This is a genomic window from Mycoplasma phocimorsus (assembly GCF_030077875.1).
GTDB lineage: Bacteria > Bacillota_I > Bacilli_A > Mycoplasmatales > Metamycoplasmataceae > Mycoplasma_H > Mycoplasma_H phocimorsus.
The window spans coordinates 100,045-116,045 of record NZ_JASEJT010000010.1; the positions used below are offsets into that span (position 1 = coordinate 100,045).

Consider the following 16,001-nt stretch of genomic DNA (forward strand, 5'->3'; position numbering starts at 1 on the left):
TTTATATAATATAATAATTTTTAAACATTTATTTTGCAATAAATGTTTTTTTATAAAGGGGAGTTGTAAATGAAATTGAAGAATGTATTATCTGGAATAAACGGAACCATAGGATTAATGGCCATATTATTAATAAGTGCTTCAGTAAATAATTCTAGCGTTGAAAAAGAAGAGTTAATTACTGATAAGAAAAAGCAACAATTAAAAAAAGACATTAACAAAAAAAATCATAATTTTTTCTTTAAAGAAAATAATGACATTACTAATAAATTAATGTCCCCTCTTTCAGCTCTCAAATCAATTCCTACCCCTATACTATCTTCACCTAAAATTCCTTCAGCCCAGAGTATTATTTGAAATGCACTTAAAGATTGATGAAAAAATTGAATTAGTCCAATATTTTATGGATTAATTGGCGTTAGTTCTTCAATTGGTCTAGGTTATGTTTTATATACAGAATATTGAAAAAATAAAAGAAATTTTAAGCTTGAAGATAAACAAAATTTAAAGATAACATTGGAACTTTATCCTAAAGATGATAAAAACAAAAATAATTGATATGGTTTATTTTATAATAATAATTCAACTTTATATACTGAATGTTCTTGCCAAAGAAGATTTAAAAATGGGAGTAATACTTTTCTTTCAGTTTCATATATTTTAAGAAATGGCCCAAATAATCCAGGTTTAATTTTATATAAAGAAGATAAAACAGATTCAAAAAAAACAGAAGTAGAAACACCATGATTTCCAATTATCGATTATTATCCAGGAGCTAATAAAGTTCCATTTTATAAATATGGTAGTAAAAATGAAAAATTAGGTGACCTAGTTATAAAAAGAGAAATAATAAATGATGATAAATTATGCGACACGTATAAAAAAATGATTAATGAAACAGATTATAAATGTGAATTTTCATGTTGTGTAGCTATTGAAAAGAAAAAATGTGATAAACAACAATGTACTAGTAATTCTGCTAATTGTATTTGTAAAAATAATATGTCAAAATAAATTATATTTATATAGAAATAAAAAATAATGGATATTTCTACTATTTTTTAGTTAATCATATTTAAAAAAGTGACTGCCAACATAAACAAGAAATAACAAAAAACGATTTAAAATAATTTGAGATTAATATAAAACTAAAATTTAAATATATTTAATAAAAAGAAAAGTTAAATTATGTTTATTTTTGGTTTTATAATAAAAATAGATTTTGAGACGATTTTCAATTAAAAATGACTTAAAGTATATTATTAATTTTGTTTGCAACTTTTAATAATTTAAATTTAATGATTAGATTGAAATTATATTTTTTTAAATGTTTTTTCATTAGGCCATTTCAGTTTTTATTAGAACTTCTTTGGAATAATGCATATAACTCCGCCTTATATATTATTACTTTTAATCATTTTGTTAATATACTTTTTTTGAATTTTATTCCAATATCAATTATTATTAATTTAATAACGAGATTATAATTTGTAATAAATTGTTTTAATTTTTGAATTAATTTCATGTGGTGATTTTAAGTTAACGAAAGTTGTAAATCTTACTTTTGTTTTTTCTATTAGTGTTAACACATTTCTATATCCCGATATTCTTTTGCCAAGCACTAAAACACCTTTTCAATAACCATATTTTATTCCTAAATCTATTTTTTTAGGTTTTGTTCAGATAAGAAATACAAAATCAGCGTTTGTAACCAGTCTTTTAGATCTGAAGCATGTCATTTATACCTTTTTTAATAACTTATTAATCTATTTTTTTGTTAAAACTTAAAAAATTATTTTTAAAAATAGTTTTTATATCTGATACTTTTTTGTTTCCATTATATTTTGTTTTAATTCTAAAATAATTTTTTATCACATTTGTTCTTAAATAGTTTACTAAAATATTTAAATTTGAAAATAACTGAAAAGCAAAATAATTACTTATGAAAGTATAACTTAGCAGTTTTTTTATTTGCTATATCAAATTGATAATTACCAAAATTAGCAAAAATTTCTTTTAATTTTTTTAGATATTGTTGAAGGACTTTTGCCTATTTTTGAAAATTATATGTATACTTGTATTATTTTTCAATTACTTTTTAATAAAAAAAATTTTCTTCATTTGTTAAATAATGATATTTTTTTGTTATAAAAATTTATATAAATTTTCTAAGTGTTAAATGTAAGGAAATTTTTTTTATTCTTTAAAATATGAAAAACTTCAAGTGTTACATATTTATTTTATATAAAAATAAATGCGCTGCATTTGGACTCGTAATGTAGGATTTTATTTATATAAATAAAATTTTTGGAAAATAATAATTTTTGTAAATATGTATATTGTTATTATTATTAAATAAGGCGGCAATATGAAGGTAAAAAATATGATAAAGTGAATAAGTTCAACTGTAGGGATAACATCAAGTTTTTTAATTAGTGCATCAGTTAGCAACTCTCATATTTATGAAATACAATATGTAAATACTGTTAATATTGATGTTAATAATTTAACTAGAAAATACAATTCAAATGTAGATACAAAATTAATTAAAGCAAAGGCAAAAAATGGATTTATATTTTCAGGTTGAAAATTAAAAGATGAAACAATAATAGATACGATAGCAGTTGGCACTCAAGAAAATATTATATTATCACCAGTTTTAATAAATGAATATCCAAATTACTCTTTTATTAAGAATTTATTTATTGATAGTTCGTCAAAAATTAATTTTGATATTAGAGTAATTAAAATTAAACAATTAATTACTAAAGAAGAATTAGCTTTTGGTAATGAAAAGTATCAATTACAAAAATTAATTGTTGAAGCAATTAATAATTTTGATAATAAATTAATGCAAGACACTATGAATGGTATTCATTTTGTGAGTGGCAGTCATATTTCTAATGAAGTAAGAGCCATGAGAATTAAGACATCTGTTTCTATATCAAATTCTGAAACTACTTCAGTTTGAGGATTACTTTGGAAAGAAGTAAAAAGTTGATGAAACAATTGACTGGGTACAGCATTTTATGGTTTAATTGGAGTAGGTGCAACAATAGGAATTGGCTATTCAGCATATACATCTTATTGAAAAAATAAGAGAAATTTTAAACTTGGAAAAGATGAAAATTTGAAAATAACATTAGAACTTTATCCTGAAAAAGAAAATAATAAGAATAATGGACATTGATATGGGCGTTTTTATAATGTCGACTCTTCAATAGAAACAAAATGTGAATGCCAAAGAAGATTTAAAAAGTGCAATAACGGGAATAATAATGCACCATTTTCGATTTCTTATATATTAACTAATGGGCCTACAAAGCCTAGTTTATTTTTATATAATTTAGATGATAAAAATAATGAACAATTTTATATGAAATATAGGTTTCCAATTAAAGATTATTATCCAGGAAGTAATAAAATTTCAATTTTTGGATATAAAAATGGTAGTAGTGCAAAAGAAAAATTAGGTGATTTAATTATAACTAGAGAAATAGTAACAGATAATTATATTAATAAATGTTGTGTTGTTACAACAACTCAGCCACAATGTAAACATAATTCGGAATGCTGTAATAAAGAAAATGATAAAAAACAATGTTGCATAGCTGTAGAAGTTAAAAAAACTAGCAATTAAATAATTTTTAAATAGTAAGTAAAGCTTTTTGCATTTTAATCAATAATTATTAAATGCGCGCTTATAACTTTGAAGCTTAGGAAAAGATATAATAAAAAATTATCAAATGCATAAGTTTTATAATTGGCAATTATTTTGAGGAAATTATATTTGTATAAATAAAATTTTTGTAAATATGTATATTGTTATTATTATTAAATAAGGCGGCAATATGAAGGTAAAAAATATGATAAAGATAATAAGTTCGACTGTAGGGGGATAACATCAAGTTTTTTAATTAGTGCATCAGTTAGTAATTCTCATATTTATGAAATACAATATGTAAATACTGTTAATATTGATGTTAATAATTTAACTAGAAAATACAATTCAAATGTAGAGACGAAATTAGTTAAAGCAAAAGCAAAAAATGGATTTATATTTTTAGGTTGAAAATTAAAAGATGAAACAATAATAGATACGATAGCAGTTGGCACTCAAGAAAATATTATATTATCACCAGTTTTAATAAATGAATATCCAAATTACTCTTCTATCAAGAATTTATTTATTAATAGTTCATCAAAAATTAATTTTGATATTAGAGTAATTAAAATTAAACAATTAATTACTAAAGAAGAATTAACTTTTGGTAATGAAAAGTATCAATTACAAAAATTAATTGTTGAAGCAATTAATAATTTTGATAATAAATTAATGCAAAAAACTATACTGGATTCTCATTTTGTAAGTGGCAGTCATGCTTCTAATAATGTAAATACTATAAGAAGTAAAACTTCTGTTTCTATATCAAATTCTGAAACTGCTTCAGTTTGAGGATTACTTTGGAAAGAAGTAAAAAGTTGATGAAATAATTGATTGGGCACAGCATTTTATAGTCTAATTGGAGTAGGTGCAACAATAGGAATTAGCTATTCAGCATATACATCTTATTGAAAAAATAAAAGAAATTTTAAACTGAAAAATGGAGAAAACTTAAAAATAACATTAGAACTTCATCCTAATAATGGAGATAATAATGATCATTGATATGGACGTTTTTATAATGATGGTTCTTCAATAGATGTTGAATGTTCTTGTCAAAGAAAATTCAAAAAAAATTCTTCAAACAATTTATTAAGTGTTACATATGTGTTGACAAATATTTTAAAAAAACCAGGTTTGCTTTTATATAGTTTAGATAAGGAGGGTAAAGAAGGAAAAACAATTTCTGAAACAGATTGATTTCCAATTGTTGATTATTATCCTGGTTATAATACAGTTTCAATTTATAAATATAAAAGCAAAAAAGAAAAAATAGGCAATTTAGTTATAAAAAGAGAAATAATAACTGATGAACAATTATGTAAAATGTGTAAAGAAATAATAAATTGTACACAATGTGAATGTAAATCTTCAAGTTGTATAACTGCTAATGGAGTTAATAAATGTTGTGTTGCAATAGAAAAGAAAAAATGTTGTATTTGTAAAAATAAACAAGATAAATTAAAATGTGAATGTAAAGCGCTATGTTGTAAAAATTGTGATGAAAAATTAAAAATTGCAAAAATATAACATTTAATTGTATGTGTAAAAAAGAAGAAACAAAAAAATAAGCTAAATTTATTTTTACATTTTATAAAATAAACTAATTTTAATTTAAAATAAAAAAATAGTAGACATAGACTAGAACAAAAAAATGGCACTCTTTTATAGAGTGTCTTTTTGTGTCACCTGTATGTTATAGGAGAGAAAAATGTCTAGACACTTTACTAAAGAAGAGAATGAAATTATTTTTAAAGAGTATGAGCGATTGGGAATGGAAAGAGCTATAAAGGTAGCTATTAACATCTCGCACAAATTAGCTTTTATCAAAAAATGCCACCTTACCAAAAGAATTATAAGGATTGTTTCATATTATATAATAAAGGAATGCAAGATTTATTAGTTGAAGATAAGCGGGGCATAAATAGAAGACCAGGTAGTAAAGCACCTGGAAAGAAGAAATTGAGAATTAAGAGTACATTGAAAGAAATGAACCCTATTAAAGTTGATAGGTTACTTTCAATCTTTGAAGAAAATGTTGTTTTTATTAAAGAACAAAAGAAATTAATAGTAAGAGAATATAAAGGAAAACTATCAATAAATGAATTAGCAAAGCTATTTAATGTTTTTAAAAGAACACTATTTAAATAAAAAAAGTTAGAAAATGTTGTGAAAACTAAAGAATATGACAACATTCTCATAGATGCATTTGCTTCACACAAAAAAGTTTATAAAAGAATGCGTTTAAGTCAATTTATTGCTAAAAAGCACAATATTCATATAAATTCACGTACTTTAGGTCGTGATATGAACCATTTACGTTTAATTCTTATATTGCATTTAAGATTAAGTTATATCTGCCTAAAGTGCGATAATTTATTAAAATTGAGTACTTTTAAGTCAAATATTGGCTTAATTTAACTATTCCATATATATTTTTCATTGCTATTAAATACTTTTATAATTAATTCATCTTATTTATTTTATACTAAATTAATTAGTAAGTTTATTATTAACTTTTTCTAATATTTTTATATTTTTTGAAATTATTTGCCTTGTTATGTCTAGTATTTTCGATAACATTACTATTCTTATTTTTACTATTTTTGACTCACTCTTTTTTATTCGATGTGGTTCATTTTTTACAATTTCAAAATATCTTTTAGCTATTTTCTTCAACTCTTAAATTTTAAATTCATCTCAATTTGGTTCAAGAAAATCACGAAGTTTTTTAGAGGTCTGCCAGAGTCTGGCTTTCTGTTTATTCCTCTTTTTCCATCAACTAATAAATCTTGCATTCCTTTATTATAATAAGAAACTATTCTTCTAATTTTTATTTTTATGTTATTAATCTTTAAATTAATTGTTTCAGGTGATAATTTATTCACAATATCAACTGTCTTTCTATAACCACCCTTAACATATGATTGGAAAATAATTTCATTTTCTTCTTTTGTAAAATATCTTGACATGTAAAACTCTTTTTAATAAAAATTATTTAAAAACATCCGCGTTAGCAGATGTTAAATTTTATTGCCCCAACATACAACACTCTACTTTTTTATTGTTTTAATTAATATAAACTAAATCTTAAAAATAAAAAAAATAGCCTAAGCTATCATTGTTGAATTAACATATGGCGCGCCCGAGAGGAGTCGAACCCCTAACCTCTTGGGCCGTAACCAAGCACTCTGTCCTATTGAGCTACGGGCGCATAATTGGAGGCACCAACCGGATTCGAACCGGTAATCAGGGTGTTGCAGACCCGTGCCTTAGCCATTTAGCCATGGTGCCACTACCTGTGTTGCTACATAATTATAACATATTTATAATTTATACACAAAATTATAAAACATATTTTATTCCTATAATTATAAATTTTAAAATAATAATTTAGTTTTATGAAGTGATAATTTTATATATTAGAATTATATTAATAATATAAATTAAGCAAGGAGAACTAAAATGACATCAAAATTAACTAGTGTGGAACTATTTGCTGGTGCAGGCGGATTAGCATTAGGACTTGAGAAAGCTGGATTTAATCATATAGCGCTAATTGAAAAAGATAAGTATGCTTGTAGTACTTTAAGAAAAAATAGACCGAAATGAAATGTTATAGAAGATGATATTATTGAATTTTCAAAAAAAGATTTGGAAGTTGAATTAAAAATTAAAAAATATGATTTAGATCTTTTGAGCGGTGGTGCTCCTTGTCAAAGTTTTAGTTATGCAGGAAAAAAATTAGGTCTTGAAGATACACGTGGAACAATGTTTTATTACTATGCTACGTTTTTACAAAAACTAAAGCCTAAAGTTTTTCTATTTGAAAATGTTAAAGGTCTACTTACTCATGATCGAGGAAATACGTTTCAAACAATTATGAATGTATTTAAAAATATTGGTTATACATTAAAATACAAGGTTTTAAATGCTGTAAATTATGGTGTTGCTCAGAAAAGAGAACGATTAATTATTATAGGAATAAGAAGTGATTTAGAGGAAAAAATTATATTTAATTTTCCTAAAAAACAAAATAAAACCATAGTATTAAGAGATATATTAATGAATGTTCCAGATAGTGTAGGTATTAAATATTCAAAACAAAAAGAAGAAATATTCAAATTAGTACCAGCTGGAGGATATTGAAAAGATATACCACAAGATATTGCTAAAGAATATATGAAAGGATGTTGAAGTATGCAGGGGGGGAGAACGGGTATATTGAGAAAGTTAAGTTTAGATGAACCATCTTTAACCATTTTAACAACTGCACAAATGAAGCAAACGGAGCGTTGTCATCCTTTGGAAAATAGACCTTTTACTATTCGTGAATCAGCTAGAATTCAATCATTTCCAGATGAATGAGAGTTTATTGGTTCAGTATCTAATCAATATAAGCAAATCGGGAATGCTGTTCCTTGCAATTTAGCTAATGAAATAGGAAAAGAAATTAAAAAAGCATTAGAAGGGATGTAAAATGGAAGAGTATTATTTAGAATTTATAAAACAAGAAGATTTTGAACAACATGTTTTAAATACAATTAAACAATATAGTGAAACTTTAAAATCTATAAATTTAAAAAAATTTAATTCAAATATTATCGATCCAATCAAATTACTTTTTGATAAAAGTGTATTTAATAAAACTTTTGAAGAGATAATTAACTATGAGATCCAAAGACAAAGAGATAAAACTAATAATAATACTATAGGATATTTTCATCAAAATATATTTAAATATATTAAAGGTTGTAAAGTTCCAAATAAAGGCTGAGATGTTATTGTTAAAAAAGGAAATACAACATTATGTATAGAAATGAAGAATAAACATAATACAATGAATTCTTCTTCAATGAAACATACATATATAAAAATGCAAAATGCAATCTTACAAAATTATAATGATGACTTTAATTGTGCTTTAGTAGAAATTATATCTAAAAAATCAACCAATGATAAATGAGTTATAAATATAAAGGATAATATAAAAACATCAAATTACCGTTTAAAAAAAATGTCAATAGATAAATTTTATGAATATGTAACTGATGACAAATTAGCCTTTAAAAAATTGTGTATGCAGTTACCTATCACTATAAATAAAATATTAGATAAATATATGCCTAAATTATTAGAAGAAGATACTGTTTTTCAAGAATTAGCTTTAATAGACAAAAATATTTTTAAGTCACTTTTTAAATTAGCATTTCCGACATATGAAGGTTTCGATGACTTTTAAATAATTTTAAAATGGTGAATAAAATAACCAGTCAAATATTTTACTCACTCTTTTTGGAAAGCTTTTAGCATTTGAAAATATATAAAACAAAACATTATAAAATTTATGTTTTAACTATTAAAAATAGTAAAATATAAATAATTATAAAAAGGAGAAAAATGTATTTAACAGAAAAAAGAAGTAAACTAATTGTTACAATTGGTCCTTCAAGTGAAAAGAAAGAAGTTTTAAAACAATTAATTGAAAATGGGGCTTCTACAATAAGAGTTAACTTTTCTCACGGTGATCATGAAGAACAACGTAGAAAAATGGATTTAGCAAAAGAAATTAGAAATGAGCTAAACATTCCTGTTTCTATCTTATTAGATACAAAAGGTCCAGAAATTCGTGTTGGTGACATGAAGGATAAGGGACAAGAAATGAAAGCTGGCACAGTAGTAAGAATCCACTGTGCTGAAGGAGACTTTGAAAACGTTTTAGGAACAAGCGAAAAATTCTCAGTAAGTTATAACATGGCACAAGATTTAAGTATTGGTGATACTGTATTACTAGATGATGGTAAATTATTAACAAAAGTAGTAAGCGTAAATAAAGAAGAAAAATATGTTGATGTTGAAATTAAAAATACACATGTATTAAAAACAAGAAAAAGAATTAACCTTCCAGGTATAGATTTCTCATTACCATTTTTAGCACAAAAAGATATTGATGATGTTAAATTTGGTTTATCACAAGGTATTACACATATTGCTGCTTCATTTGTTAACTCAGCTGATAATGTAAGAGAATTGCGTAAACTAGTTAATGAAAATGGTGGAAAAAATGTATTATTAATTTCAAAAATAGAATCACAATTAGGTGTTGATAATATTGATGAAATTATTGAAGAATCAGATGGTATTATGGTTGCTCGTGGTGACTTGGGACTTGAAATTCCTTACTATGATGTACCTTATCATCAACAACGTATCATTGAAAAATGTCGTGCTAAAGGCAAAATTGTTATTGTAGCTACACAAATGTTAGACTCAATGGAAAATTCACCTCACCCAACACGTGCTGAAGTAACTGATGTTTATTTAGCAACACTTTCAGGTGCTGATGCAACAATGCTTTCAGGAGAATCTGCACAAGGAAATTACCCTGTATTAGCAGTTTCAACAATGTCAAAAATTAATATGAGAGCAGAAGAAGAAATGTTCTCTTCAGAAGTTTACAGAAAAAATATTCACACAATGGAAGATTATACAGCAGCTCATCCAGGCGAAAGAGAGCAAATTGCCAACATAATTAACCATGCTGCTAAATCAGGAGAATATAAATTTATTATTGTTCTTTCAAGAACGGGTGAATTATTAAAAACTGTTTCAAAATATAGACCAAATTCACAAGTTATTGGTTTAATTAAAGATGAAAGTTTAATTTACTCATTTGGTTTATATTTTGGTGTATTTATATCAATGGATTCTTCAAAATTATTTGATTTAGTAAAACAAGATAAAACACAAGCTTTCAAAGCTTTAACTCCATATCAACCAACTAAAGGTGATAAATTCTTAGTTGTTGAAAATGACAATATTACTAAATTTACATATTAAAATTTAAGAAACATAAAAATGTAAATTGCATGTCAATTTACATTTTTAATATATAATTTTAAAACTATATTGGAGTATTTATGATTAAAAATTTTAAGAAAATTATCTTTAGTTTAGCATTAATAGGAGTAGGACTTCCAACAGTTTCTTGCAATCCTTTAGCACAATTTTATAATCAACTTTCGCTAACAGAAACTAGTGAAGTTCCTTTTGAATTAGTTAATGATAAAGAAGTAAAAATTAATTCACTTAATCCTAATTACATTTTTAAAAACAAATTTATTAAAATTTTTGAACATAAAACCAATAAAGAATCATATGTAAATCTTGTTAATATCTTCCAACAATTACCACAGTTTTTTGATAAAGTTAGAGTAACAAGAAGCAGGAAAAATCCAGGCATTTTTATTCTTACAAATTCAGATTATAATTCACCAATTCTTTTTTCTATTAATGAAAATAGAATTTACTTTAATAACATGGATCATTTTGATTATTTAAAATATATTACACATAATCCTACTATTAAAAATAAGAAAATTAAAATAGAATATAAACAACGTCATATTACTAAAAATTATAAGTATTTTGATTTAAATGAGTATGGAATGAATATTTATGAAGTTGAAAAAAATATTTTTATGCCGTTTTCATTATTTAATCTTTTATTTATTTCTCCTAATTACTTATCGCTATACTACAACTCTAAGCAAATGTATTTATTAGATTTTCTTCTTACAGAAGAAAATAGACTTGAAGAAATTAATACAATTCTTGATCGTTACAATCCAATGAAACATCGTCAAACTATTAATGAACGTTTAAGTGTTTATAATCATCTTAAATTTGTTTTTGATAATTTATATGGAAATAGAAAAGAATTTTTAATAAAGGAAAATGTTAAATCATTTGAAGAGTTTTTTGTTAAAAGTGGATTAAAAGAGCGTATTCTTTCAACAGATCCAGTTATATATATGGAAGCATATATTGAATTTATTCATAAACATATTAACGATTTACATACAACTGTTAAACATGCTTCATACTTTAATGATAAAGATTATCGGATTTCAGGACCAGATATTAGTACTAAAAAGTTTTTATTTAGTTCTAAGTTATCAAAAAGCAATCATGCTAATAAACAAATATTAGAAAGTAAATTAAAAAATGGTCGTAGTTTCCATAAACAAGGCAGCTTAGAAATTGTTAATGGTGTAGCCTTTATAGATATTTCAACTTTTTCACTTGACACTAATAATACTATTTATGATATTATGCAAAAGAATATGAAAATAGTTAAAAAAAGAAATATTAAAAATGTAGTTCTTAATATTTCTGAAAATGGTGGAGGTAATGTTGCTGAAATGGAAACATTAGCCGGCTATCTTTCTAATGAAGAACAATATATTGATCGGTTTGATAATGTTACTCAGGAAATTATTAAAATAGGTATTAAAACTGATACTAATGAAGATTCAAAATTTGATGAAAATGATGGTTATTCAGATATTAACTGACATTTAATAGTTAGTGAATATACTTTTTCAGCAGGAAATTTATTAACAAAAATAGCAAAAAATAATAAAAATGTTAAAGTTATAGGTAAACAAACAGGTGGCGGAATGTATTCAATTATGCCAATTATTTTATCTGATGGAACTGGATTAATTATTTCAAGTAATAATGGTTATACATCTTCAAAACTTAAACAAGGTGATTTAAAATATGAGTATGATAATATAGAAAATGGCGTTATGGTTCATACTGATTATGATTATGCTGATTTTTTTAATTATGAAAAAATTTCAAATGAAATTAATGAGGGAAAAATCTAGAAATAGATTTTCCTTCTTTTCTTTTAAGTATTATTTTATTAATATTTAAATATTATAATTTTATTTGTAGTAATAAAAGGAGAAAATATGAAATTAAAAAAATGATTAACAGCTACAAACATTCTATCTATTTTGCCATTAACAGCAATTTCTTGCATTAAAGTTGATAAAGAAAAAATTGATAAATTAAATGATATTATTAATCTTCAAGATGAAAAATTAGCAACAAAAGAAACTGAAATTAATCAACTTAAAAAAGCACTAGAAGCAATTAATAAAGAAAAAGAAGTCATTTCACAAAAAATAAATTCAGCTTCAAATATTGCAACTAATTTATGAAACAGTTTTAGTGCTAATAAAGATGTTACAACTAAACAAGCATATGAAAATGCTAAAAGAATTTTTGATATCATGTTAAAACAAGAGGGTATTGATACTAAATTAGTTGATACAACAAAAGAAAAAGTTACTTTAAGAGCGGAAAATGATAAATTTATTCCTGTTGTATTTATGGATTTAGATGATACAGTATTAAATAATTTTAAAGTTCAAAACTATTTTGCACTAAATACAGGTTTTGATTTTAATACTTTTGAAGAATACATTAAAGATGCTTCATCTGATGAAGTATTAGGATCAATTGAATTTATTAAGTATGTTTGAAGTAAGGGCGGAATTGTAATGTTCAATTCTAATAGACTTCAAAAAACATCTGTAGATGGTTCTAGAAGAAATTTGATTAAATTAGGACTTGAAGAAAAATATGCGCCTGATTGAGTATTTTGAATGAAAGGTGTTGATTTAAATTCACCTATGCCTTGAAAAAATACCAGTGGTGGAAATAATAAAGAAGAAAGAATGAATGCTGTAAATACTAAAGAATGAGAAATTGATGGTGTTAAAGCTAAATTCAGAACTATTATGAGAATAGGTGATGATATAAATGATTTTAATGATAATTTCACAAAAAATAATAATGCTCAAAGTATTAAAGCTGAAGTAAAAGATAAACCATTTGGTAAATTATTTGGCAATTCAAATTTAGAAAATAAATCAATTTATTTTAATCCTACAACCAAATCTTGAGAAACAAAAAATTGATCAGAAAGTTATATTTTTATTTCAGGTAATGCTTCTTATGGTGGCTGAATTAAACAATTAGGATTTAAAAATCATGCTTATAGCGCACAAGAAGGATTTGATAAATTAAATGAATATCTTTGAGTACCTAAAGCCAAAAATAAAATTTAATAAAAAGTTAGTTGAAACAAGTCAACTAACTTTTTATTTTATTAATTTTTTTAAATAACAGCAAAAGTTCTTGGTTCTTTAATTAAGTATCTTTCGCCATTAACATGAATAGCTACTTCTTTATTTGAGGAAATAATAAATTCTTTTTCTTTAATAGAAACATTTACGATCGCTTCTCTAAAACTAAATGAATATTCTAATCCATCTCATTCTTTAGGAAGAATAGGATTAATATTAATGTGATTTCTAATAGGTTTTAATCCGCCATAACCAAAAACAATCATTTGGTAAATAGCAGCCAATGAACCAGCATGAATACCTTTATCTGATGAACTTAAATTGTCACCTAAATCAATATTAATAGCATATTTAAATAATTTGTAAGCATAATCCAATTTATGTCTTAATTCAATAGCACTTATAGCATATGTGCTTGGACTTAATGAAGAATCATGTGTTGTTACTTTTTCGTAATGATCTCAGTTAGCAATTGCCTGCTCTTTACTGATTTCTTCTGAAAATAAATAGTTTAATAATACAACATCAGCTTGTTTAACAAGTTGTCCACTAAGTTTAGAAATACCTTCTTGTGTATTAAATAGTTTTTTACCAGCATCACCAAGCATTTGAAATTTACTAATGTCATTTAATTGTAATGACAAGAATGTATCATTTTCACCAATTAATCCATTTTCATTAGGTTTTTGAATTTTAATTTTTTCAGAAACGTGAATCAATTTATCTAAACTATAGCTATATGGTAATTTTTTATTAATTTTATCAAGTAATATTGAATTATTAGCTTCAAGATCTTTAATGTATTCAATTGCTAAATCAATATTAAATTTAGCTATTCTATTAATATAAGCATTATTATCGATATTACCCTTATATTCATTTGGCCCCATAACATCAGTAATTACATATTGATCATTAAAGTTATCTCATTCAACTCTTTCACTTCATCAAATTGCTGTATCAATAATCATTTCATAACCATAATTATCCATAAATTCTTGATCATTAGTAATTTTGTAATATTGTTCAACAGCATAAGCAACATCACCAGAAACGTGAATTTCTTGTGCTCTAGAAGCAATAGGAACTTGTTGACCGGTTCTAATATCAGGTTGTCCTCAATAAGGTGTTACTTCACCTGAATCTGGAAGAGCAGTTTCTCAAGGATATTGAGCACCTTTTAATCTTCTTTCATTAGCCTTAGCTCTAGCACCATTAATTCCATGATATCTATACATAAGTAGCTGACGCGCTATTTTTGTATTATTTAAAGTATAAAGGGGAGTTACAAAAATATCAGTATCTCAATAATTATGTCCTTGATATCCTTCTCCTGAAAGACCTTTAGCTCCAACTGAATATTGGTCAGAATATTTAGGTACAAAAGTATTTAAATGATAAATTGAAAAGTTAAGAGCAATTCGATCATAAGCAGCTTGTTCTGAATCACCAATAATTTTAACATTTCATTGTTTATAAATATTTACTCACTCTTTAATGTTTTCTTCATGAATACGATCATAAGAAATTGCTTTTAATTGAGTTGAAAGTTCATTTGCTAGTGCTATTGCTGAATTAACTGATATTTTAGAAGGCAAATTATCTTGAGTAGAGTTAACACTCATTAATTTTTCAATAATAATTGGGTTATTTTGTGAAATTTTAAATTTTACTTTAACTCCAATTTGTCTTCTAGCCATAAATAACACAAAATTATCATCATTATAAGCAGGTTCATTCCCTCATTTATCTTTAAGAACAACTCTTAAATTCTGAATAATAGTTTCTTTAGTTTGAGTTGATTCATAAATATATCTAAAAATATTATTTTCAACAAGTCGTTTTTGCCCTTCCTTAAAGTGCATAATACCCGTATTTGTTGTTGTACCATTAATTGAAGGATCAATAAGAATACTTGCAGCAGGTCCTTCTAATACTTCAAATAAAAATTTTTGCACAAATATATGTTTATTTGTTTGACTTACAGTTCTTCTAAATGTAAATTTAAACTTATTTTCACCTCTTTGCGCAATTACGCTTCTAATTAATTCACCAGTTTTTAAGTTAAGTGTTTTTGTGTATTCATCACTAAATCTTAGTTCAAATAAAAAACCATTAATATAAATATTATTTTGAATAACATCAGCTAAGTTAGCCAATTCTGTTTCTTCATTTTCATCACCCTTATTATAAAAGCCTGCTAAAAAGAAATCTTCTTTATTTTTAGAATGTTTTTCTTCATCAACCGCTCTTATTCCTAAATATGAATTACCTTGTGCAAAAATAGATTCTGTTTTACCTGTATAAACTGGATTATATCCAATTTGAGTAATTGTCATCTCATTTGCATTGTATTCAAGTTTAGGCATATATTTATTTTTATTCATAAATCT

General features: G+C 24.6%; 14 protein-coding genes and 2 tRNA genes. 10 read left to right on the plus strand and 6 right to left on the minus strand.

The features are described 5' to 3' along the window. The first annotated feature begins 69 nt into the window (after nt 1–69). Nucleotides 70–1,014: a hypothetical protein gene (locus QMA87_RS02990; RefSeq protein ID WP_283833838.1), complete on the plus strand. Its 945-nt coding sequence runs from the start codon at nt 70–72 to the stop codon at nt 1,012–1,014. 467 nt (nt 1,015–1,481) lie between these two features. Here QMA87_RS02990 and QMA87_RS02995 read toward each other — a convergent pair whose 3' ends face one another. Then, complete coding sequence (locus QMA87_RS02995; RefSeq protein WP_283833839.1) at nt 1,482–1,739, minus strand: hypothetical protein; 258 nt, start codon at nt 1,737–1,739, stop codon at nt 1,482–1,484. Nucleotides 1,740–2,368: 629 nt separating this feature from the next. Here QMA87_RS02995 and QMA87_RS03000 point away from each other — a divergent pair. The 4 genes from QMA87_RS03000 to QMA87_RS03015 all read left to right on the plus strand — a co-directional run bounded on the left by QMA87_RS03000 (nt 2,369) and on the right by QMA87_RS03015 (nt 5,815). Next, nucleotides 2,369–3,640, plus strand: coding sequence for a hypothetical protein (locus QMA87_RS03000; RefSeq protein WP_283833840.1), 1,272 nt, complete (start codon nt 2,369–2,371; stop codon nt 3,638–3,640). A gap of 696 nt (nt 3,641–4,336) precedes the next feature. Then, nucleotides 4,337–5,194 (plus strand): hypothetical protein, encoded by an 858-nt coding sequence (locus tag QMA87_RS03005; protein ID WP_283833841.1) that lies wholly within the window; start codon nt 4,337–4,339, stop codon nt 5,192–5,194. A gap of 181 nt (nt 5,195–5,375) precedes the next feature. Beyond that, entirely contained in the window at nt 5,376–5,567 is a 192-nt protein-coding gene (locus QMA87_RS03010; protein ID WP_283833842.1) for a hypothetical protein, read from the plus strand. Beyond that, a complete protein-coding gene (locus QMA87_RS03015) occupies nt 5,552–5,815 on the plus strand; it encodes a hypothetical protein (RefSeq protein WP_283833843.1) in 264 nt (87 codons plus the stop codon). Before QMA87_RS03010 ends, QMA87_RS03015 begins: the two co-directional genes overlap by 16 nt. Before the next feature lie 342 nt (nt 5,816–6,157). Here QMA87_RS03015 and QMA87_RS03020 read toward each other — a convergent pair whose 3' ends face one another. The 4 genes from QMA87_RS03020 to QMA87_RS03035 form a co-directional block, all read right to left on the minus strand. Then, nucleotides 6,158–6,343 (minus strand): hypothetical protein, encoded by a 186-nt coding sequence (locus QMA87_RS03020; RefSeq protein ID WP_283833844.1) that lies wholly within the window; start codon nt 6,341–6,343, stop codon nt 6,158–6,160. Further along, a complete protein-coding gene (locus QMA87_RS03025; protein WP_283833845.1) occupies nt 6,331–6,636 on the minus strand; it encodes a hypothetical protein in 306 nt (101 codons plus the stop codon). The genes QMA87_RS03020 and QMA87_RS03025 overlap by 13 nt, the downstream gene beginning before the upstream one ends. 165 nt (nt 6,637–6,801) lie before the next feature. After that, nucleotides 6,802–6,878, minus strand: a tRNA-Arg gene (locus QMA87_RS03030). Between the two features lie 5 nt (nt 6,879–6,883). Continuing rightward, nucleotides 6,884–6,958 (minus strand) — tRNA-Cys (locus QMA87_RS03035). 171 nt (nt 6,959–7,129) lie between these two features. On the opposite strand from QMA87_RS03035, the gene QMA87_RS03040 reads away from it, so the two are divergent. The 5 genes from QMA87_RS03040 to QMA87_RS03060 all read left to right on the plus strand — a co-directional run bounded on the left by QMA87_RS03040 (nt 7,130) and on the right by QMA87_RS03060 (nt 13,590). Continuing rightward, nucleotides 7,130–8,143, plus strand: coding sequence for a DNA cytosine methyltransferase (locus QMA87_RS03040; protein WP_283833846.1), 1,014 nt, complete (start codon nt 7,130–7,132; stop codon nt 8,141–8,143). 1 nt (nt 8,144) lies between these two features. Then, nucleotides 8,145–8,906 carry an Eco47II family restriction endonuclease gene (locus QMA87_RS03045; protein ID WP_283833847.1) on the plus strand — a complete coding sequence of 254 codons (762 nt, stop codon included), beginning with the start codon at nt 8,145–8,147 and terminating at the stop codon, nt 8,904–8,906. Between the two features lie 158 nt (nt 8,907–9,064). Continuing rightward, nucleotides 9,065–10,504 (plus strand): pyruvate kinase, encoded by a 1,440-nt coding sequence (pyk, locus tag QMA87_RS03050; RefSeq protein ID WP_283833848.1) that lies wholly within the window; start codon nt 9,065–9,067, stop codon nt 10,502–10,504. A gap of 80 nt (nt 10,505–10,584) precedes the next feature. Beyond that, nucleotides 10,585–12,339 carry a S41 family peptidase gene (locus QMA87_RS03055; RefSeq protein WP_283833849.1) on the plus strand — a complete coding sequence of 585 codons (1,755 nt, stop codon included), beginning with the start codon at nt 10,585–10,587 and terminating at the stop codon, nt 12,337–12,339. 87 nt (nt 12,340–12,426) lie between these two features. After that, complete coding sequence (locus tag QMA87_RS03060; protein ID WP_283833850.1) at nt 12,427–13,590, plus strand: HAD family acid phosphatase; 1,164 nt, start codon at nt 12,427–12,429, stop codon at nt 13,588–13,590. 50 nt (nt 13,591–13,640) lie between these two features. Here the strand turns inward: QMA87_RS03060 and QMA87_RS03065 are convergent, their stop codons facing one another. Beyond that, complete coding sequence (locus QMA87_RS03065; protein ID WP_283833851.1) at nt 13,641–15,995, minus strand: glycosyl hydrolase family 65 domain-containing protein; 2,355 nt, start codon at nt 15,993–15,995, stop codon at nt 13,641–13,643. Between the last annotated feature and the right edge of the window lie 6 nt (nt 15,996–16,001).